Origin of the sequence: Amphritea opalescens (assembly GCF_003957515.1) — a bacterium.
In the GTDB taxonomy this organism is placed as follows: Bacteria; Pseudomonadota; Gammaproteobacteria; order Pseudomonadales; family Balneatricaceae; genus Amphritea; species Amphritea opalescens.
This window is the reverse complement of sequence record NZ_RQXW01000006.1, coordinates 52025-71008: the sequence shown is the minus strand read 5'-3', so window position 1 is coordinate 71008 and position 18984 is coordinate 52025. Positions and strand designations below refer to the sequence as shown.

The 18984-nt window shown below is 43.3% G+C and carries 17 protein-coding genes; 15 read left to right on the top strand and 2 right to left on the bottom strand.

What is annotated here, in order from left to right; all coding sequences use genetic code 11:
• Positions 1 to 4 precede the first annotated feature (4 nt).
• The 12 genes from EH243_RS08315 to EH243_RS08260 all read left to right on the top strand — a co-directional run bounded on the left by EH243_RS08315 (position 5) and on the right by EH243_RS08260 (position 10618).
• On the top strand, positions 5 to 1462 hold the full coding sequence (locus EH243_RS08315) for an ATP-binding protein (protein WP_126158186.1): 1458 nt from the start codon (positions 5 to 7) through the stop codon (positions 1460 to 1462).
• Positions 1455 to 2414 (top strand): TniQ family protein, encoded by a 960-nt coding sequence (locus EH243_RS08310; protein WP_126158185.1) that lies wholly within the window; start codon positions 1455 to 1457, stop codon positions 2412 to 2414. The genes EH243_RS08315 and EH243_RS08310 overlap by 8 nt, the downstream gene beginning before the upstream one ends.
• A gap of 7 nt (positions 2415 to 2421) precedes the next feature.
• On the top strand, positions 2422 to 4032 hold the full coding sequence (locus EH243_RS08305; protein ID WP_126158184.1) for a TnsD family Tn7-like transposition protein: 1611 nt from the start codon (positions 2422 to 2424) through the stop codon (positions 4030 to 4032).
• A 130-nt stretch (positions 4033 to 4162) separates the two neighbouring features.
• Entirely contained in the window at positions 4163 to 4792 is a 630-nt protein-coding gene (locus EH243_RS08300; protein WP_126158183.1) for a MerR family transcriptional regulator, read from the top strand.
• A complete protein-coding gene (locus tag EH243_RS08295) occupies positions 4789 to 5043 on the top strand; it encodes a hypothetical protein (protein ID WP_126158182.1) in 255 nt (84 codons plus the stop codon). The genes EH243_RS08300 and EH243_RS08295 overlap by 4 nt, the downstream gene beginning before the upstream one ends.
• An 11-nt stretch (positions 5044 to 5054) precedes the next feature.
• Positions 5055 to 5345 (top strand): helix-turn-helix domain-containing protein, encoded by a 291-nt coding sequence (locus tag EH243_RS08290; RefSeq protein WP_126158181.1) that lies wholly within the window; start codon positions 5055 to 5057, stop codon positions 5343 to 5345.
• Between the two features lie 9 nt (positions 5346 to 5354).
• A complete protein-coding gene (locus EH243_RS08285) occupies positions 5355 to 5723 on the top strand; it encodes a hypothetical protein (protein WP_126158180.1) in 369 nt (122 codons plus the stop codon).
• A 108-nt stretch (positions 5724 to 5831) separates the two neighbouring features.
• Positions 5832 to 6647: an HNH endonuclease gene (locus EH243_RS08280; RefSeq protein WP_126158179.1), complete on the top strand. Its 816-nt coding sequence runs from the start codon at positions 5832 to 5834 to the stop codon at positions 6645 to 6647.
• 840 nt (positions 6648 to 7487) lie between these two features.
• On the top strand, positions 7488 to 8177 hold the full coding sequence (locus EH243_RS08275) for a DUF4145 domain-containing protein (RefSeq protein ID WP_126158178.1): 690 nt from the start codon (positions 7488 to 7490) through the stop codon (positions 8175 to 8177).
• Positions 8178 to 8266: 89 nt separating this feature from the next.
• Positions 8267 to 8812, top strand: a complete 546-nt coding sequence (locus EH243_RS08270; protein WP_126158177.1) for a Pycsar system effector family protein — start codon at positions 8267 to 8269, stop codon at positions 8810 to 8812.
• A 3-nt stretch (positions 8813 to 8815) separates the two neighbouring features.
• The gene (locus EH243_RS08265; protein ID WP_126158176.1) at positions 8816 to 10171 is read left to right on the top strand and encodes a nucleotide-binding domain-containing protein; all 1356 of its coding nucleotides are present in this window, start codon (positions 8816 to 8818) and stop codon (positions 10169 to 10171) included.
• A gap of 78 nt (positions 10172 to 10249) precedes the next feature.
• A complete protein-coding gene (locus EH243_RS08260; RefSeq protein WP_126158175.1) occupies positions 10250 to 10618 on the top strand; it encodes a DUF3703 domain-containing protein in 369 nt (122 codons plus the stop codon).
• Between the two features lie 848 nt (positions 10619 to 11466).
• On the opposite strand, the gene EH243_RS08255 is transcribed toward EH243_RS08260, so the two are convergent.
• Positions 11467 to 12282 carry an SHOCT domain-containing protein gene (locus tag EH243_RS08255; protein WP_126158174.1) on the bottom strand — a complete coding sequence of 272 codons (816 nt, stop codon included), beginning with the start codon at positions 12280 to 12282 and terminating at the stop codon, positions 11467 to 11469.
• 448 nt (positions 12283 to 12730) lie between these two features.
• On the opposite strand from EH243_RS08255, the gene EH243_RS08250 reads away from it, so the two are divergent.
• The 3 genes from EH243_RS08250 to EH243_RS08240 all read left to right on the top strand — a co-directional run bounded on the left by EH243_RS08250 (position 12731) and on the right by EH243_RS08240 (position 16813).
• Complete coding sequence (locus tag EH243_RS08250; RefSeq protein ID WP_126158173.1) at positions 12731 to 13150, top strand: hypothetical protein; 420 nt, start codon at positions 12731 to 12733, stop codon at positions 13148 to 13150.
• Between the two features lie 313 nt (positions 13151 to 13463).
• Complete coding sequence (locus EH243_RS08245) at positions 13464 to 14975, top strand: sensor domain-containing diguanylate cyclase (RefSeq protein WP_126158172.1); 1512 nt, start codon at positions 13464 to 13466, stop codon at positions 14973 to 14975.
• 326 nt (positions 14976 to 15301) lie between these two features.
• Positions 15302 to 16813, top strand: coding sequence for an acetyl-CoA hydrolase/transferase family protein (locus EH243_RS08240; protein ID WP_126158171.1), 1512 nt, complete (start codon positions 15302 to 15304; stop codon positions 16811 to 16813).
• A gap of 827 nt (positions 16814 to 17640) precedes the next feature.
• On the opposite strand, the gene EH243_RS08235 is transcribed toward EH243_RS08240, so the two are convergent.
• Positions 17641 to 18834: a multidrug effflux MFS transporter gene (locus EH243_RS08235; protein WP_126158170.1), complete on the bottom strand. Its 1194-nt coding sequence runs from the start codon at positions 18832 to 18834 to the stop codon at positions 17641 to 17643.
• Positions 18835 to 18984: the final 150 nt, after the last annotated feature.

Sequence of the window (18984 nt, the reverse complement as noted above, 5' to 3'; positions counted from 1 at the left end):
TTGAATGACAAAAGCTACGTACAGCCCTCATCCGAATGCTACATACCGTGGTAATCCCTTTATAGAAAGCTTGGGAGCTCCTTTAACGCAATCTCAGTTCTTGAAATTAGGTAACGTTCCTTTTGATAACGAGTTGGATCTAAGTCAAGTTCCCTGTGAGCACCATAGTTATTATGTCCGAACGGCTATTGATAACCTATCGAATACCTACGTTATACAAGATGAGGCCTATCGAGTTTATGACACTGTTCGACGGATGATGGAGTCAGGATATGCAAAACGGAACCCATTGAGCAGAGATATACGCCAGCTATTAATGGCTGTTGAGAAAGATAAAACCTTAGGTTCTGGTTCATCCTATATAGAGGCATTGGATTTAGTGGATACAAAGAATTGTTTTTTTATCGCGGGGCTTAGCGGCCGTGGAAAAACGACGATGATTAAACATATTTTAAAGTTAATCGATCAGCATATTGAGCACTCCCACTACGTCACGCCGAGCAATGAAGAGGTCCAACTACATCAAACACAAATTACCTATTTGTATGTAGAAGTTCATGAGCGCCGAGGGCAAAAGGCAGTATTAATGAATTTACTAGAGGCTATTGATGCGGCTACAGGTGAAAACTATCAATATACACTGCGTAATCATAACGTTAATAGCTTGATACGGGCGGTCAGAAAAGCCGTCATCATCCATGGTGTTGGAATGATCTTTATGGATGAAGCACAGAATTTATCGACTACAGCGAAGAGTAACACCATTGGTAATAATGAAAGGACCTCAATGAAGTTTATAGAAGAGATCTTTAATCGTATATCGGTACCCTTATGCTTCATCGGTACGTTTTCAATGCTAGATATTTTTTCAAAAGAGATGACCATTAGTCGTCGAGTCACGACGAGTGGCTCGTTATTGATGGTCAGCTGTGATGAAAAAGGTTCATTCTGGAAACGGTTTATTAAGCGTCTTTGTCAAACTAGTTTGCTTAAAAACCAACAGACGGATGAAGATACCTTGCGGCGACATATCCATTACATATCAGGGGGGATTCCGGCTATCGCTACGAGTATGGTGAAAGCGACGATGAGCTATCTGACCTTGCTTGACGACAAGAATCAAGATTTAAGTATAAAGGCTCTTAATAAGATTTCTGATGAACAGTTTAAAATTCTCAAATCTTCTATTTCAGCTTTACGGGAGCAGAAATATTATAAGTTTGAAGACACGGCACCGATGATCATGCTGGAGCATGCTGATGCTCAAGAGAGACGAGAGGCTGTTGCTAGTAAGGTTGATGGGCAGGCGAGTGCGTTAATGCAGGATCCGGTTAAGGTCAAAGATGAGCCGATCAACTCGGTTGATGCTACTAAAAATAGCATCGTGATGGATGAAATGACGCCAGACTCTTTTGTGAGCGATTTAGGGCATTGCATCTCAAAAAAGGATTCCGATGAATAACTTGAAGGAATTGTTGCCAGGGGAGCACCTTGCAGGGTTTATTGGGCGTTTACACCTATTGGGTGTTTATGAATATTTTCCTGCGACAGTGGACTCGCTGGGGCTCAGTAATTGTAAGGTTCGGCCTCATCGTTATTTTCATCAGGATGATGTGATTCTACAACATGTCTTTCAAGAGAGAGGCATTGAGTCAGCTTGTTTTCAACATGGGCTAGGTAACTATGTTCGGCCTTTTTTGAAAAACTCAGAGCAGCAGGAGGTCGCTCGGTATTTAGCTCAGTCCGATGTTAAGGCCCTAAGTTTTAAGCTTCACGGGCATTATGGCACGAATACCAATCATTGGCGCTGGTGTTGTGAGTGCGTCGAAGAAGATCAAAATGAATACGGTATTAGTTACTATCACAGGGATCATCAACTTCCGGGCACGTTTCATTGTGATAAGCATCAGCTGGGCCTTTCGGGGAAGTGTTCAGAGTGCGGTTTCTTGGCTGATAGCATCGATCAACTATTGGTACCGCCAGTGAATAATGCTTGTCCTCATTGCGGTGCTTGGGTATCAGGTTTTGATGGTTATTTTTCTGACGCAATGAAAGATATTGAGGCAATGACTTTTCGGTTAGCTAATGAGCAGCATGAACTCAACGTCGATCAATTTGTGACCGTTTTACAGCGTTATATTGGTATTGACGAAGCAGATATTGGTACATACAGGAGGAAAATTTTGATAAGGGCTTGGGAGCAGGAGTTGGCCGACAATATCGATCCCCAAGCATTCAGGATGTTCTTTTCTAAATTTGATGTAGCCGCAACAGGAAAAATGCCGACTTTATTTAAAAATGCTCACCTGCATAACTTATCGACTATAAAACGACCGTGCCACCCATTAATCTACTTGTCCATACTGAATTATGTAGGTTTTGATAGCAACGATTTATCGATACTCATGGGTTAAGATCGCCATGAGCCAACCAATACCTCAGTACATTGCAGGTGAGTCTGTTTATAGTATGGTCGCCAACATACATCTGCATTCTCTCGACACCACCCCGCAACAAACAAACCAGCGTTTATTTAATATTGAGCATGTCAGATTGCATCCAGTATTACCTGCGCATGTAAGAGATCTAGCAGAGAGTGCTTCAATTAACCCCTTCAAATTACTTTTGGATGGGACGGGTTACTCTCTTTATGCATTCACGCTGGCGAAGCCTACAGAGCGCTTAAAGCTGATGAATAGTATGCTTGGCCATGAAGGTGGCAGTGTACTTCGAGTATCACGCCAAGCAGCCAGTAAGTTGGCGTTGGGTGTGATGCTGAAGCTATGTCCAAGTTGTTTAATTGACGATGAAGCAACGCACGGAGGGAGTGTTTGGCATACCAGCCATCAACTTTACGGAGTGACAGTATGTCCCGTTCACGGTCAGCGATTAAGCAGCATTAGCGCGGGTGAAGGCAAGGCCGGTCGCAAGTATCTACTACCAAACAATCATATGTTAGACGATGGCGCTGTTCATACCGACAGTGAGAAGCACCTTTCCCGTTTTATTACCCAGCTACATGATTTTCTGAACAAACAATCACCGCTTTTCTCAGTACGTAGATGTTATCAACAGGCGCTCACTGATCGAGGGTATATTACTAAGAATGGGAATCTTCGTTTTAAAGCCCTGAAAGCTGATTTGACGGCATATTGGGATGAGCTATTTACGTCCCCGAATAACCTTTTGCCAACTGAATTATCTAACTTCAATTTTGTGCCTAGGCTCGTACACTCTGATGCAAATCTGCACTTCATTAAGCATGTGCTTCTGATGGCATTTTTAGCCAAGACACCGGAAATACTCTTCAACATGCAGGTTCGCCATCAACCTTTAAGTGAGCCAGTAACAATTAACAAAGTTGATCAGGTATTAGAGACCAACAAGATGTTAGTCCTATTGAGGAGCGGCCTATCGATGCGCAAAGTATCTGTACTATCCGGCCGTAGTGTCGGCTTTATAAAGCAGCTAGCCCTCAAGAATGGAATTAAGGTTGGTAGCCGAGCACAGTTAGTTTCTGAAGAAGTAGAGCGTGCCATATGGCGTAAAGCCTTTATGGGACAGCACAGAGATGTTATCGCGAAGGAACATCGCATATCTGTTAGTGCAGTAGAACAAATCATTCAGAGTCACAAAGGGCTATCGGCATGGCGTAAACACCTACGCGCTAAAACAAAGCTGAGAGAAACCAGAAATCGATTGATAGACCATATCAACAGCCATCCAAGCGATACCAGAAATGAAATTAAAGCGGCATGCTCAGCCTATATGTGGTTATTTAAACATGATAAAGCGTGGCTGTATCAGCAATTACCGCCAGCCCAGAAGAAAGTATTTCGCTCCAGAAAGGACTGGGGGAAATTAGACAATGACTTGAGTCGCAGGATTATGTTGGAAATCGATACCGCAAAATCTATGTCTGAGATCGATCGATATTTTGGCGGACACAACTGGTTACCTCGTCAGCAAGCTAAACTACCAAAGGCGTACCTAGCGGCCAAAGAGAAAATTGAGAGATGTTTAGGCAGTTAGAGAGTCTATCAGTAGAGTATAAGTTAGACATATCGTTAATATATTCCATTTCAAGTAACATATGTTGACATGCGGTGCTTGTGGGTATATATTCCACCCATAATGGAATATTTAGAAAATAGGTAATGTCATGAAATCAATTGAAGAAAGAAAGTACAAGCTTGAATTGGATATAGAAGCTGGTCTACGAATAACTCAACATGCATTGAACACGTTTAGAGACAATTCATGTAGGAGAGCGTTTTCTCTGAGTGAAATGGTTTTAGAACCCAAATCTTCGTCAATTAGTGACATCTTTGATAATGTTTTTGATTACGCTGTAAAAGGATATACCTCAGCGGCTGATTGCATCTCTTTAGATGATCTTCAGGATATGCAGGCATTTCTTCACATTGCGAGTTCAGCTATGGAATTTTATGAGGCTAATAGGCTAACTGAATGTGAAAATGTGTTTTCGGCAATGATTGCAAGAGCCAAGCTAGATTTAGCTAGCGGGGGTTATGACTACGCTTTTACTGAAGACGGAAACTTATTTATTTCTGGTTATAAGGATGATTTGCTTACCTTGAGTGAAGTTGCTTTTTTAGCGAATATGAATGAGAAAAGTGTTCGCAATGCTACTCACCAAACTAAAGATGATCGCTTAGAGACAGTTAAAGTTGGTGGTCGTACTTATGTTACCCCAGAAGATGGGCTTAGGTGGCTGTGCAAGCGCAGAGGGTTTATTCCTACCGATACATTAGAGGTGGAGGCATCATGATGATAACTCAGCATGCAAGAAAACGACTGAAACAACGAGCGATTCCAGATGCGATGGCTTCTCTAATTATTAACTACGGCAAAGAAATGTATCAAAAAGGTGGCACATATAAGTATCAACTAACTAAGCGTGATGCTAAACACTTAAAACAGGATCTTAATAGAGTGCTTAATCATTTGGACTCGTTATCTGATACGTATCTCATTGAGTCAGAGGATGGTCGTATTATTACGGTTGGGCATATCATTTAGAGGAAATTCTCATGAAGAGTAAACAGGAAAGTTATTTTAAGGATACCCCCTTAACTCGATTTCTAACTAAAGCTATTAATGAATCACATAAAAGCCAAGTGACAATTGCTGAAGAAGCGGGGTTTTCGAGTATAAACATGATTAGTATGATCAAATCAGGAAGGACAAATCTACCTATCAGCCGTATTGATCATCTTTCAGAAGCGTTGGATATTGAGCCAACACAGTTATTTGAGCTCGCATTGCAGCAATATTTCCCAGAGGTTTGGAGCTTAATTACTAAATATTACACGTACAAATAGGATATGAAGATGGACCTACAAATATTTACATCAGCAACTGCCGAGAAAATGTTAGATTCTCATCTGAATCGGACATCTAATCCAACAAAATACATCGCCGGTTTTGAAAGCCGGTTTGGAAAGCAAGTTGCTATTGAGCGAACAAGAAAAAATGGCGTTTATTGTTGGTTACAAGAGTTCGATCGATCGTTATTATCTGCTGATATAGAGATTGTGAATAGAAGCCACCCTGGTCAACCTTATAGCAAAGGCCAATCTCGAAATTCAAATTTAAACCTAAAAAATGCTTCTAGGCTGACGGATAAGCATGAGGTTTGGTACGTTAAATTCGGCAGTATTTCTGCATTGAACGCTTACCTTGCATGGTTAGATAAATAAAAAGGGTTTAGGTTTTAGGTTCCTGTGATTTTTAGTGTTTCTTTATATTTTTAGCTAATCATAGGGAGTTGACATAATTGTAGTGTGAGATATAAAAAGGAGATCACATTGGCTTGGATTATAACGTGGAATAAGGATAAGTGGTCTGAAGAAAAAATGCAGGATCTTATGGATAGATTCTCATCTGGGGAGATCGTGGTAGAGCGATGGAAGTTTGGTGCACATAAAAAAGGGTGTATAGGGGATAGAGTTTATCTATCGAGAACAGGCAAGCTTTCACCCGGTCTAATGGGGTCTGGAAAAATAGCTTCGGAGCCTCGACAGGAGGAAGATTTTTCAGACTCAAGCAAAAATGCCTGGTATGTCGATATTTGTTTTGATTATCTAGCTGATAAAGCATCTAAACCAGTAGCTTCACATGAGTATCTAGCCGATCTTCTCGGAGTATCATCAAGAGCATTTACACCAGAAAAATCAGGAACTTCATATCGAGGTATCGACGCGGACCTTGAGAAACTATGGGATAAGCTCACTGGTAATCTAGAACCATCATATGCAGGTGAAGCTGATTTTAATGAAGCATCTGAGTATATAGAAGGCGCGAAAAAGACTGTTCTTGTTAATAGGTACGAAAGAGACCTTAAGGCACGGCAAAAGTGTATCGATCATCATGGTATAAAATGTAAAGCATGTGGTATTGATCTTAGTTTGGTATATGGCCTAGATTTGGGGAAAAATTACATTCATGTTCATCATATAGTGCCCTTGAGTAGCATTGGGAAAGAGTACGTTGTAGATCCTATTGAGGACCTAGTACCACTATGCCCAAACTGTCATGCAATGATTCATCAAGTTAATCCACCAATGACTGTAAGTAGCTTAAGGTCTAAAATTCTTGCTCGTTATCTAAAGCTATTTAAATAACGAAAATAATGTGAATTTGAAGGGTTTGCTTAGTCCGAAAAATTATGAGACTGTAAAAATATTATAGAAGTTGATATACATATGTTTTTGACAGGAATATCTATTAATCGATAGATGAGTCGTTGTGTCAGACTCTCATTCTATAGGGTTTTAGGTATTTATTAGTTTCCAACTTGAATTGTTTTTTATTAGCATCGAGAGGTAAGTATAATCATGATAGTTTCCAACTTAAAAGATGACTTTCTGGTTATAAATGCCTATATATTTGACTCGTGAGTTTCCAACTTGAATTGTTGTTATCATTTAGTGTCAACCTTGAATATAGTTTGTGACTGATTTAATGAAGATTGTGAGCGTAATATAGTTTGTGACTCATTAGTGTGACAAGCACGATATATTTGGTTGATAACAACAATTCAAGTTAAAAACTAAAGGCCGCTATCTCAGCGGCCTTTTTGCGTTTAACGCCTTTATGTGGGAGCCCCTTCTAGGGGCGATTGAAGAATCAGCGGGGTCTAAAAAGATGCGGGTGTCGGCGAAGCATGAGACGCGCCATCGTGATATGTCATTACCCTTATTCAAGGGATCCCTTTCCCCTTGAGTACACAAAGTATTGAGCTAATGCTTTGATTTAGCAGCATCTAGCTATTATGATTGAAGTACGTTTATGGCAGGGATGCAGCCTCGAACGGCACTATATTTCTGTAAAGTGCTTCTCTTGAATGTTCTTAACCTGCTGATATATAAGATGTAGTTGTCCTTTGGATTGTCGTATTCCTAGAATTATAGTGCTTAGGGGATATAGCGCTAGATGGCACTATAATGAGCAGTTGAGTGTCTATGGAAACTAAGGAAGAAATCAAATTGAAAGCTCAGTGTAATAAGTGTCTCGGGGAAACCAACCACATACTGTTGCATAAGGAAGATCAGCCATGGGATGAGGAGATCGATCATGGTTATACCATACATGGAAGTGAGACATTCAATATGGTTAAATGTTGCGGCTGCGATAGCGTAAAACTTATGCATGCAAGTTGGTTCTCCGAAATATGCGATGAATATGGGCGGCCAATAATCGACATTAACTACTACCCTCCTGCAATTTCCCGAGCGGAGCCTAAGTGGCTATCAGAACTTGGCGGTCTTGTTCCCAATGAGCAAATGCAGTATGTTCGAGGGCTTCTCAAAGAAATCTATTCAGCACTGCATAATGATTCACGTCGGCTAGCGGCAATGGGTATTCGCGCGTTAATTGAACATTTGATGATTATAGAAGTATCAGACAACGGTACTTTTAAAAAGAACCTAGAGGCTTTTCAGCAAGCAGGTTATCTATCTGGCAAACAACGAGAAATCGTTGAACCTATTTTGGAGGCCGGTCATGCAGCGATCCATAGAGGATTTCATCCAAGTGCTGAAGATGTATTGACTGTAGTTGAAATAACAGAAAGTTTAGTAGAGACAATCTACGTTCATTCGAAAAAAGCTGAAAAGCTAAAAAAGCGTGTCCCTCAGCGTGGCAACACTTAACAAGTCAATCAGCTACGCGCCTCTGGCGCCGGACGCAGCAAAGCTGCGCCTGTTATATCCCCGAGTTAACCGAAATATAGGAGAAGGCTTTGGACGAAGGAAACGAAAAATTGAAGGATAAGACTACTTTCTTATTCGATGTCATTACAAGGTATGATCACTATATTGCAACAACAAACTTTAAAGTTGGGCTAATGATGTCCTTTGTTGGAGCGATTGTGTTAGGGCTTACAATTCGAGTTATGTCTATTGAACCTGTAGATTTAGGATGTAACTACTTATATTATTCAGCACTACTGTTTTCTGCTTTGACAATAATTCTTTCTCTCTCTGCTGCTATAAATCTTTTAAGAGCGGTCTTTCCAAATACTAAAACGCATGATGGTGATAAATATTTAATTTTTTTTGGCGATGTTGCTACGTGCGAAAATGGGATTGATGGTTATCAGGAAAAAGTAGAAGCAGCATCTACTGAACAGCTACTAGAGGATTTGTCTAAACAGGTATTTATCATTGCTGAAATAATTAATGAAAAATTTCGAATCTTAAAAATCGCTGCAGGTATCATAATTTATGGAGTTATTCCTTTGCTGGCAATTTCATTGCTGCTTTTAATATTTGAAGGGGTGAAATAATAAATGGCTAACTTTGAAAGAATGTTTGAAGATTTTTTTGATTCTGTAAATAGCCAGACTACTGCTGTAGCCGTCGAAAAATCAGCTTCTTTGGAAGCAATGGATGCTCATTCTGTCATGGATTCGTTGCAGTCATTACCAGCTGGTCCCCAAGAGGAGTTTCTCCTCCAAACTCAAATTCGCCCTCATTTTGGTAAATTTGGGATCAATGATTCTCCCATTGGTACTCACCCTGATTTCATAGCTCTTGAGGGTACAGCTACGACACAGAATCACTATACTTGCACTCTATTTGTAGATATTAAGGGCTCGACAAGACTTTCACTCCTATACCCTTTGGATTTTGTTTTTAAGTTTAAAAATGCAGTAATTCAAACATGTGTTGAAATAATAAGATCCTTTGATGGGCATGTTCATCGATTAATGGGTGATGCAGTAATGGCATTCTTTGGTGGGCGTTCAACAGAAAAAGAAGATGCTGTTTCTGACGCAATTAATTGTTCTATAACCCTAAGAGCAATTTTAGAAGAAAGTATTAAACCCTGGATGGAGCGACAAGGTCTAGACGCAAAAGACTTTGGTTTTAGAGTAGGCTGTGATTTTGGTGATGATAATGAAGTGCTCTGGGGTAGCTTTGGTTATCAGAATGTAGGTGAGGTTTCCGCAACTGGATTGCCAGTTGATATGGCTTCTAAGCTACAAGGTTTAGCTAGCAAAAACCAAACAATGCTTGGGCAAGGGCTGTTGGACTTTGTTAATTGGCCAGAGAAGTACTCACAAATTAAGGCTCGAAATAAAGATGGCGTGCAAGAGAACCTTCCGGTAGTCACTCCTAATCTTACCGACAAAGATGGAGTCCCTATAAACTATGCCATGAGACAGCTATCATATTCTAAGTGTCTTGAATTTATAGCCCTTCCTCGAAGCTTTAGAGAAAAGATTACTGGAGGTACTGTAAAGAATCATTCCCAAATAGACTTCAAATGTTTCACTATAATTAACGGGCAGCGGAGTGAATACATATCGGCTTCTAAGTTTTTAGAGCCAAATATATCTCTAGTTTTTGAAGTTGCAGCTAGAACGGCAAATAGACTTAATTTTCCTCTTAAAGTAGTTTTCAAAAAAACTAATCATGGAAGAGCAACTCCTGATGATGAAAGGGATATCGAACAAATGGGTGTGGTTAAATATATCCAGAAAAAATGTGTTAGCCAATATGACAAATCAATACCTCCATTCTCTAAAGTAAATCTCGATGAGGCTACCTTATATCGAGGTTTACATACAATGAAATGCGAAGTTTACGAATCAAGTGGCGCTATGCTATTTCGGGACTGGATTGGTGTAATGATAAGGTAGGGTATCACAAGCCAAAGTAGCCGAGGCAAAAAAACGCGCGGCTGTTTAGAACGTTATACTTGCTCTGAGGATGACTTTATGCGACGTGGTTTTTCACAAAAAATAGCTCCGTACGTTGAGATAGAACTGGCGAACGCCAAACGGGAAAGTTCAGGCGGTGATGCTCAGCAAGCATTTGTTTATCTAGAGCGGGCGCACGTTATAGGACAAGAATCAACGTATTGGCACGTTAAGGTGCATATCTTGATGCTGGTGTGGGCTGTTAGAAATCGCTCATTCCGAGAGGTGTTCGGTCAGGTTTTTCGCATTGTGGGCGCCGCGACGAAAACAGTATTTGGTCTGGTCCCATCAGGCAATACTGGTGGTGCGAATGTTAGTCCGTTTAAGGCGATGCCAACCCCGCCGGATTTGGCCGCTTTGATTCAAAAAGCCAAGTCCGGTGTATAACCATGGGTGTCACACAGATACCCTTACGTCCGCTTGGGTGCGTTAAGGTCACCGGTGCGTACTGCTGAGGCTGTGAATTAAGTTAATTGATAATGAAGTTAAGCGGCTGCCGAATGGGGCAGTTGATGATATCGCTGCCGGAGGCAGCTCCCACGGGGTTAAGTCGGTTAATTATTGCAGTGCATCGCTTTATCGCAGCCAAAGGCAACTCCCACAGGGTTAAGTCGGTTAATTATTGGAGTGCATAGCCTTATCGCTGGCAGAGGCAGCTCCCACAGGGTTCGGTCTGCTAATTATGGCAGTCCATAGTCTTATCGCTGCCGGAGGCAGCTCCCACAGGGTTAAGTCGGTTAATTATGGCAGTGCATCGCTCTATCGCTGCCAGAGGCAGCTTCCACAGGGTTCGGTCCGCTAATTATGGCAGTACATTGCCTTATCGCAGCCAGAGGCTCCTCCCAAAGGATTAAGTTCGCTAATTATGGCAGTGCATCGCTTTATCGCTGCCAGAGGCAGCTCCCACAAGGGTTAATCCGCTAATTATGACAGTGCATTGCCTTATCACAGCCAGAGGCAGCTCCCACAGGGTTAAGGTCGCTAATTATTGCAGTGATATGCCTTATCGCAGCCAGAGGCAGCTTCCACAGGGTTAAGTCGGCTAATTATTGCAGTACATAGTCTTATCGCAGCCAGAGGCAGCTCCCACAGGGTTCAGTCCGCTGATTGTTGCAGTGCGTAGTCTTATCGCTGCCAGAGGCAGCTCCTACAGGCCAAAAAAATCCCCACGCCTTACAAAGGGGTGGGGATGGTGACGCTCTGGCTTATCTCATCTTAGGTGACTGACGAGATCATTAGATACGACTCAGCAGCTCTGTTTTTTTCGCGTTGTATTCGTTTTCAGAGATAGCGCCCGCATCTTTCAATTTCGCTAATTTTTCGATGACCTGCAGGGTCTCATCAATCGATGCCGTATTAGGTGTATTGACGGGGTTGCTGGCCTGTGGCGGGTTGATGGGTGCCGGAGCATCGTTGGCCGGAATATTATTGTTCGGCGCATTGTTGCTTTGAGTGTTCGTGTTTTGCGCAGGCTGGGCAAAATTACGCTGTGGTGCTGGAGCGATGCCTGGGCCTGACACTATAGGTAGGCTATTGACGGCAATGGTGCCGTATTGGCTACTAAAGGTGAGGGATGTGTCGCCACCCTGTTGTTGGCTAACACCGCTAATATTGTTGTCTAGAGTGTTATACACCGTTACTTGGCCATTCAGTTCTACGGCTAAACGGTTTGGAAAGACCGCATAGCGAATATTGTTTTGTGCGCCACTGCTAAACGGTTGGCCTAAACCGACGGGCCACCACTGGTTACTGCCGGGTGTGCCTTGTGGAATAGGGACAAAGATTTGTAGGTTGGCTAGGCCGTTGGCTAGCTCGTTACATAGGTTGTCTACGGTGTTTTTTAGGCCGTTGTTGAACATATCGCCAACCATGGTCATGCCGCCACGCATCCACTGACCGCTGCCGCCGAGTTCTGGGCAATTAAATTGTGCCATCGTACCAGAGCCGTTATTAACGGCGATTAGCATATGCACAACGGCATCATAGCTAAGGTTATATTTCTGGCTTAGGTTGTTGACGAGTTGTTGTCCGTCGGCTGTTAAGTTTTGCATCATGGGCTCTTTTATCAGTTAAAAACGGAGAGCTGTTCAGCATAGTGTTGTTGGCAGGTTCCGTAGAGTGCTTAGTTTAGCATGTTGACATCGAATAACCTGTAACAGAATTGTTTATTTTTTGAACTATTTTTGTGCATGATCATCCCTTCACCGTCATGATGGGGGTTGCCTGGCGGACGTTAATCGGGGCTCTGGGGCAGTTCTGCTGCTCTGGACCAAGTGTGAGTGTTAATCGGTTGTTGTGGGGTGGTTTTTTGGGGGGTGTTAGGCTTGGTATAACAGCGAAGGCGTCAACGCGCTAGGTGAGCAGTGATCTGCCCAAGACTGGTTTTTTCGCCTAGAGATTGGTTGAGTTTAATCAAATCACGGCTTTATTTTATGTTCTATACTGGTGTGTCAAAACTGGTGCGTCAAAGCGGTTGATATTGGATAGGGAGTTTTAGTCATGGATGTTGTGTACGATAAAATAGCTAATATGATTGGCTTGCTTCATGAAAAAGGTTATGCCGATATTTATATCTACTCAGGGATGTCGGCTAGCGGTATGTATTGGCAGTATTGTATCGGGCACTTAGACAACGGTCGCTGGCCAAATGATAATATTATTGTGCAAGACAGTGTTCAGACCGAAGGACAGGTTGAATGGAGTGAGGATACCGCTTCGATAGAAGAGCTTTGTGATAATTTCATCGAATTTTATCGATTGAGGAAGCCCGGAGAAAGCCGTTTAAATTCGGACTATGTGGCATGGTATAAAGAAGTACTGGCAACCTTGGACAGCCAGCAGCCACTGGCGTTTTATGCTGATTATACCGCCAGCCACAAGGATTTATTGAGAGATGCGCCGGGTTACTCGCAGCGGTGATGTAGTTGTCATACGCCGTTTGTACGGTGTTAGTCATGGGTGAGTATGATGCTATCGAATTTCGCTGCTACTCGAGTTCTCTGCTACTCAAAATAGCCGCAAATCATGGGGCTTGTTAAGGGTTTACTGTTGGCTGGCAGCGGCCTTTCTCGGGGCTGATGGAGCCGTTTATGTGCTATCCATCAATAGTTGGTGTGTTTTTCTAGCTATTCACTATGTTATTGTTTTCACTTGTCTATTTTTTAGTTATGGTTAGTTCGTAATGCAGGCGTGTTGCAAGAGATCAGTGTCACGGGAAGGAAGCTAATCGACTATGGCCGTTAAAATAACCGAGCGTACGTTAGAAGAGAAAATTCTACTAGGTATCACTGCAGCCGCTACATTGATTCTGTTTCCTTTCCTGATTGCGCGGATTATTGCCCAAGATATACCGCATATTATTGTTGATTTTATTGCGGTAGGGGGGATTTTTTCGATATTTTTGGGAGTTTGGCTTACCCATAAAGTTAAGCTTTATAGCGGTATCTTCGCCGTTCTTGCGCATGTGAATATTTTGATCGGTATTTATATCAAAGGGCCGGGGTTAATTTATTGGCTTTTCCCTATCATCATTGGTAGCTTTTATTTGTTGCCAACGCTCGTTGCTATTTTATTTAATTCTGCCTTAATTACGATTGCTTGTTTGTTTACATATGAACAGTTTGACAGTTTTACGCTGTCTCGTATTGTGGCGGCGTTTATCGTGACGAATATTTTTTCGTTAATATTTTCTGTTTTCATGAAAAGTCAAAATAAACGCTTATCTGAAGAAGATAATAGAAATAAGATTCGTAATACTATTCTCGAATTAATTGCCAGTTCCAGCGAGTTGTCCAAAGTATTAACGGTTATTATTAAAGGTGTTGAGAGTGAGATTCCGAACACGCTCTGTAGTGTGTTAATACTCGATAAAACGGGCAAGCACCTGATGCTTGGTGCGGCGCCTAATCTGCCTGGTTTTTACACAGAAGCGGTCGATGGGTTATCCGTCGGCGAGGGCTCTTGTGGTGAAGCGGTTTATACCGGTAAGCGCGTTGTTGTGTCTGATATAGCCACGGACCCTCAGTGGGCTGATTGGGCGCCATTGGCTAAAAAAGCGAATGTTGCTGCCTGTTGGTCTGAACCTATTATTGATAACCAAGGCAGGGTGTTGGGCACTTTTGCGGTCTATCATCGAAAAATAACCACGCCGACGATCACGGAATTTCAACGGATAGAGCAGTTCGTTAATCTGGCCCGTATCGCTATAGAGCGGCAAAAAGCCGATCAATTAATATGGCAGCAAGCGAATTACGATAGTTTAACCAATTTACCGAATCGTAATTTACTGCACGAACATCTGAAGACGGCTATCGCCAACAGCGAACGTGATAAAAAACAGCTCGCGATTGCGATGTTAGATCTGAATAAATTCAAAGCGGTTAATGATACGTTTGGCCATGGGGCCGGCGATGCTGTTTTGATTGAGTGCTCAGCACGTATTAAAGAGAACATTAGGCACAATGATATTGCTGCCCGTTTAGGTGGGGATGAATTTATTGTTGTGCTTGTGGGCACGTCAAGCCGTGAAGATATCGATCATGTCTGCGAGAACTTATCGAGTGTGCTTGCGCAGCCCTATATGATTCAAGAGAAACCGGTTTTTTGTACCGCCAGTATCGGGGTCGCACTTTATCCCCATGATGCGTTGAGTATCGATGATTTACTTAAAAAAGCTGACCAAGCGATGTACTGCGCTAAAACCAAAGGGCACCATAGCGCGTGTTATTTTAAAGAGATGCTTTAACGCGACGGTATTCGCAGCATGGTTGATAATCACTCCGAGCCTTTCAAGGGAAAGCGCTCTGCTACCACGCTACTTTTGGTGCATTGCAACAAGGGTAGGGCGTTCAGTATCATTACCGAGCTTTCATAATTATTGTTCATAACATCGTTAGCTGACTGGGTATCTACAACCTAGGTCTTATATCGACTTATTTTCGGTGAGGTAAAGTACACCGCAATTAAATTAGGGTCGTTTCGTTAGGCTTTAGGTGCGTTTGCCACTTATCCCTAGAATATACGTCTAGCCACCCCGTTTGTCGGTTCAATGAAGTTTTATCTGGAGTATGCATGTTTTCTAAATCGCGTGTTGAATGTCCTATCCTACGCAAAAAAATTATGTCCGCTGATGAAGCCGTTTCTTTCTTACAGGATCGACACACTGTCGGTATGAGTGGTTTCACGGGGGCAGGTTATCCTAAGTCTATTCCCGCTGCGCTGGTTAAAAAAGCCAAGGCGCTGAAAGAATTGGGCAAAGAATTTAGAATTAACCTGTGGACAGGGGCATCAACAGCGCCGGAGTTAGACGGCGTACTCGCCGAAGTCGATGGCATCAATATGCGCTTGCCGTATCAATCCGATCCTGTTTGTCGTCAACAGATCAACGAAGGCTCGATGGATTATGTTGATATGCACTTATCGGAAGTGTCCCAATATGCATGGTCTGGTTTTCTCGGCAAGCTAGATGTTGCGGTGATTGAGGTGGCAGGTATACATGCCGATGGCCGTATTATTCCGTCATCGTCGGTAGGTAATAATAAAACCTGGGTAGAGCAGGCTGATCTCGTTATTCTCGAGGTCAATGACCAGCAAAGCATCAAGTTAGAAGGCATGCATGATATCTATTATGGCACTGCGCTACCGCCTCACCGTAAACCCATTCTGATTAATACGCCGGCCGATCGCATTGGTGAGCAATACTTAGATATTCCTCTCGAAAAGATTGTCGCCGTGGTTGAAACCTCTGCGCCTGACCGTAACAGCGCATTTGCACTGCCGGATGAAATATCCACCCAAATCGCCGACAATATCATTGATTTCTTTGCCCATGAAATTAAACAGGGGCGGCTACCTAAAGAGTTGTTACCGCTACAATCCGGCGTGGGCAATATCCCTAATGCTGTTTTGAGTGGCTTGGAGAAGGGCGGTTATAAAAACCTGACCGCTTACACCGAGGTGATACAGGACGGCATGCTTCACATGCTGAAATCCGGTACTTTATCGGTGGCCTCTGCAACGGCTTTCTCTTTAAGCCCGACGGCGTTGGACGACCTGAATGAAAATATCGATTTTTATCGTGAGAAAATCATTCTGCGTCAGCAAGATATTAGTAACCACCCGGAAATCGTTAGACGTTTAGGCATCATCGCCATGAACGGGCTTATCGAAGCCGACATCTATGGTAATGTGAACTCTACCCATATCATGGGTTCTCGTATTATGAATGGTATTGGTGGTTCGGGTGATTTCGCGCGTAATGGCTCTTTGTCTATCTTTATGACGCCTTCTACCGCTAAGAATGGGGCTATTTCTGCGATTGTGCCGATGGCGTCCCATGTTGACCATACCGAGCATGATGTGAAGGTGATCGTTACCGAGCAAGGCTTGGCCGATCTGCGAGGTTTGTCTCCGCGTCAACGGGCTAAGGTTATCATCGAGAAGTGTGCCCATCCGATGTATAAAGATCGTCTAACCGATTATTACGAACGTGCCTGTGCGAGTAAGCGGGGCATGCACACACCGCATATCTTGAATGAAGCATTAAGCTGGCATGAAAGTTATGAAACAACAGGAAAAATGTAAGGGCTAAGCTCGGCATATAAGCTCGGCAGATCAGTAGGCGTCTATCTGCCGTCATACTGCTGCTAATTCGGCAACCCTCGTCATAGGCTAGATGTTGTCAGATAAAGGGAGTGTGAGCGTCAAATGGTGAGTTGATATGCCGTATCTGATGCTCGACCTCTTTAGCCGTCGAGACCCTGTTTTACCGTCTTATTGTTACGCTATACAGCCCCTAGTTATACAGCCCTAGCTAGACAGCCTCTAGCTATACAGTTTCCAGTTATAGAGGCGGTATAGCGTATCATCCCTTGGTAATCCCGAGATGCCTGTTTATCCGTGATATACGGGATAATCACTTAGCCCTTTCTCTGCACTAAACAATCTTTTTTGTTCATGAACGGCTAAAACCGATCATATCCACGAGCTTACCCACGAGCTTACCCACGAGCTTACCCTTCAGTATTGGTTCTGCTTTCTGGGCATCGTAACCGCCAATATCAGTACATTCCTAAAAGCACAGCCCTAAAAGTACAGCTGAAAAGCCTTACACTGCGCCTGCTTAAACCAGAGTGGCGTATCGGGTGCGTCACCACAATCCACATCGGCTCAATCTACTTTCGCGTTGTGCCAATAGGCTATGGCTATTCAGCAACACTGGGCTCTGATGGTTTTAGTGAGGAGATGAGTGAGGTTTAGTTCTGCCGTGTGAAGGGATTACCAAGGGGTAGTCGGTAAAGGTAGTCGATAAAAGGTAGTCGATAAAAGGTAGTCGATAAAAAAGAGAGACGGTAACAGTGTGACTGGCTACGGCAGGTTTCACCGTCCTGAGTGGCCGTCAAACCCCTGCGTTAAGAGACCACTTCTGAGCTTTTTTGATAAAGTAAAAATCTCAGTGTCGGCCCCATGATGGCACAACCAAACATGACCATCGCCATAGGCAAGGGGGTTCCATCGCCTAACAGGCCAACGAGAGAGCCGGTGAGTGCGCCCGTTGCAAACCCTAACGCGCCGAGTAAGGCAATCGCGGTTGCACTGTTCGTTGGGAAAAACTCAACCGTGCTGGCCATACAGTTGGGCATAAGCAGACCCTGCATACCCACAAACAGCATGATCATCAACATGGTGAGAAAGAGTGATGGTGAATCGCTGAGTGAGATATAGCTGAATAACAGCGCACCGATTAAGAACTGAATCGCCTGACCCATACTGAGTAGGGTATGAAGGGAGTAGCGTGCTAACAGCCGCATGTTGATACGGTTCATGATGAACATCGATATAATATTGGCGCCAAAAAACAGCGGGAACAGTGTTTCAGACACACCGAAAAACTCCATGTAAACGGAGGGAGAACCGGTGATAAAAGCAAACATACCCGCAAAGGTGAACGCAGCTGAAAAAATAAAACTAAGGGCCTGTCGATGCTTTAATACGAGCCAGTAACGTTTGAGAAAGTGTGTTTTTTCTGCCTGTTTGACACGGGTTTCTGGCAGCCTGAAAAAGATGGTGATCATCATCATGAGGGCATAGCTAAACAAGAAAAAGAAGATCGACTGCCAGCCGTCTAGTTTTAAAATCAGCATGCCGATGACCGGCGCCATTAACGGCGCAAACATCATAATGAGTCCCATGCGGGACATATTACGAGCGGTTTCGATGCCACAGCTCACATCACGGATTACCGCCGCAGGGTTGACAGCTGTCATGCCGCCACCAATCGCCTGAATCACTCGCAACAGCCAGAGCCACTCGATAGAAGGGGTGAATAAGATCGCCAAGGAGGCGGTACAAAAAAGTATCAGGCCAATAAAGATGGAAATACGTCGGCCAAAATGATCGGAAAAAGGACCGCCAATTAATTGCCCAAGGCTGAAGCCGCCTAAGAATAGGCTGATCGATAATTCGACCTTATGCACCGATGTATCCAATGCTGCTGCCATCGAAGGAATAGCCGGTAGGTAGGCATCGGTTGCAAAAGGAGCCATGGCTGTCAGACCGGCGAGCATGAGTATGAGTCCGGGGATCGGACGAGTGCTCTCTTTCATGAAGTTCTCGTTGTGATAATGCGCTGTGTGAAGGCGAGCAATTATACCAAGGTCTATCGATAAAATTGGGATGAAATAATAAAAAAATAAGGATGTTGTGGCTCATTCTGTCGAGTTTTACGGGCAATGGTATCGGTTACTGCCTGGTCG

What these genes read in the sequence shown, in the direction of transcription:
- EH243_RS08315 (WP_126158186.1), top strand. Translation starts at nt 5, where the DNA reads ATGACAAAAGCTACGTACAGCCCTCATCCGAATGCTACATACCGTGGT.
- EH243_RS08310 (WP_126158185.1), top strand. Translation starts at nt 1,455, where the DNA reads ATGAATAACTTGAAGGAATTGTTGCCAGGGGAGCACCTTGCAGGGTTT.
- EH243_RS08305 (WP_126158184.1), top strand. Translation starts at nt 2,422, where the DNA reads ATGAGCCAACCAATACCTCAGTACATTGCAGGTGAGTCTGTTTATAGT.
- EH243_RS08300 (WP_126158183.1), top strand. Translation starts at nt 4,163, where the DNA reads ATGAAATCAATTGAAGAAAGAAAGTACAAGCTTGAATTGGATATAGAA.
- EH243_RS08295 (WP_126158182.1), top strand. Translation starts at nt 4,789, where the DNA reads ATGATGATAACTCAGCATGCAAGAAAACGACTGAAACAACGAGCGATT.
- EH243_RS08290 (WP_126158181.1), top strand. Translation starts at nt 5,055, where the DNA reads ATGAAGAGTAAACAGGAAAGTTATTTTAAGGATACCCCCTTAACTCGA.
- EH243_RS08285 (WP_126158180.1), top strand. Translation starts at nt 5,355, where the DNA reads ATGGACCTACAAATATTTACATCAGCAACTGCCGAGAAAATGTTAGAT.
- EH243_RS08275 (WP_126158178.1), top strand. Translation starts at nt 7,488, where the DNA reads ATGGAAACTAAGGAAGAAATCAAATTGAAAGCTCAGTGTAATAAGTGT.
- EH243_RS08265 (WP_126158176.1), top strand. Translation starts at nt 8,816, where the DNA reads ATGGCTAACTTTGAAAGAATGTTTGAAGATTTTTTTGATTCTGTAAAT.
- EH243_RS08260 (WP_126158175.1), top strand. Translation starts at nt 10,250, where the DNA reads ATGCGACGTGGTTTTTCACAAAAAATAGCTCCGTACGTTGAGATAGAA.
- EH243_RS08255 (WP_126158174.1), bottom strand. Translation starts at nt 12,282, where the DNA reads ATGCAAAACTTAACAGCCGACGGACAACAACTCGTCAACAACCTAAGC.
- EH243_RS08250 (WP_126158173.1), top strand. Translation starts at nt 12,731, where the DNA reads ATGGATGTTGTGTACGATAAAATAGCTAATATGATTGGCTTGCTTCAT.
- EH243_RS08245 (WP_126158172.1), top strand. Translation starts at nt 13,464, where the DNA reads ATGGCCGTTAAAATAACCGAGCGTACGTTAGAAGAGAAAATTCTACTA.
- EH243_RS08240 (WP_126158171.1), top strand. Translation starts at nt 15,302, where the DNA reads ATGTTTTCTAAATCGCGTGTTGAATGTCCTATCCTACGCAAAAAAATT.
- EH243_RS08235 (WP_126158170.1), bottom strand. Translation starts at nt 18,834, where the DNA reads ATGAAAGAGAGCACTCGTCCGATCCCCGGACTCATACTCATGCTCGCC.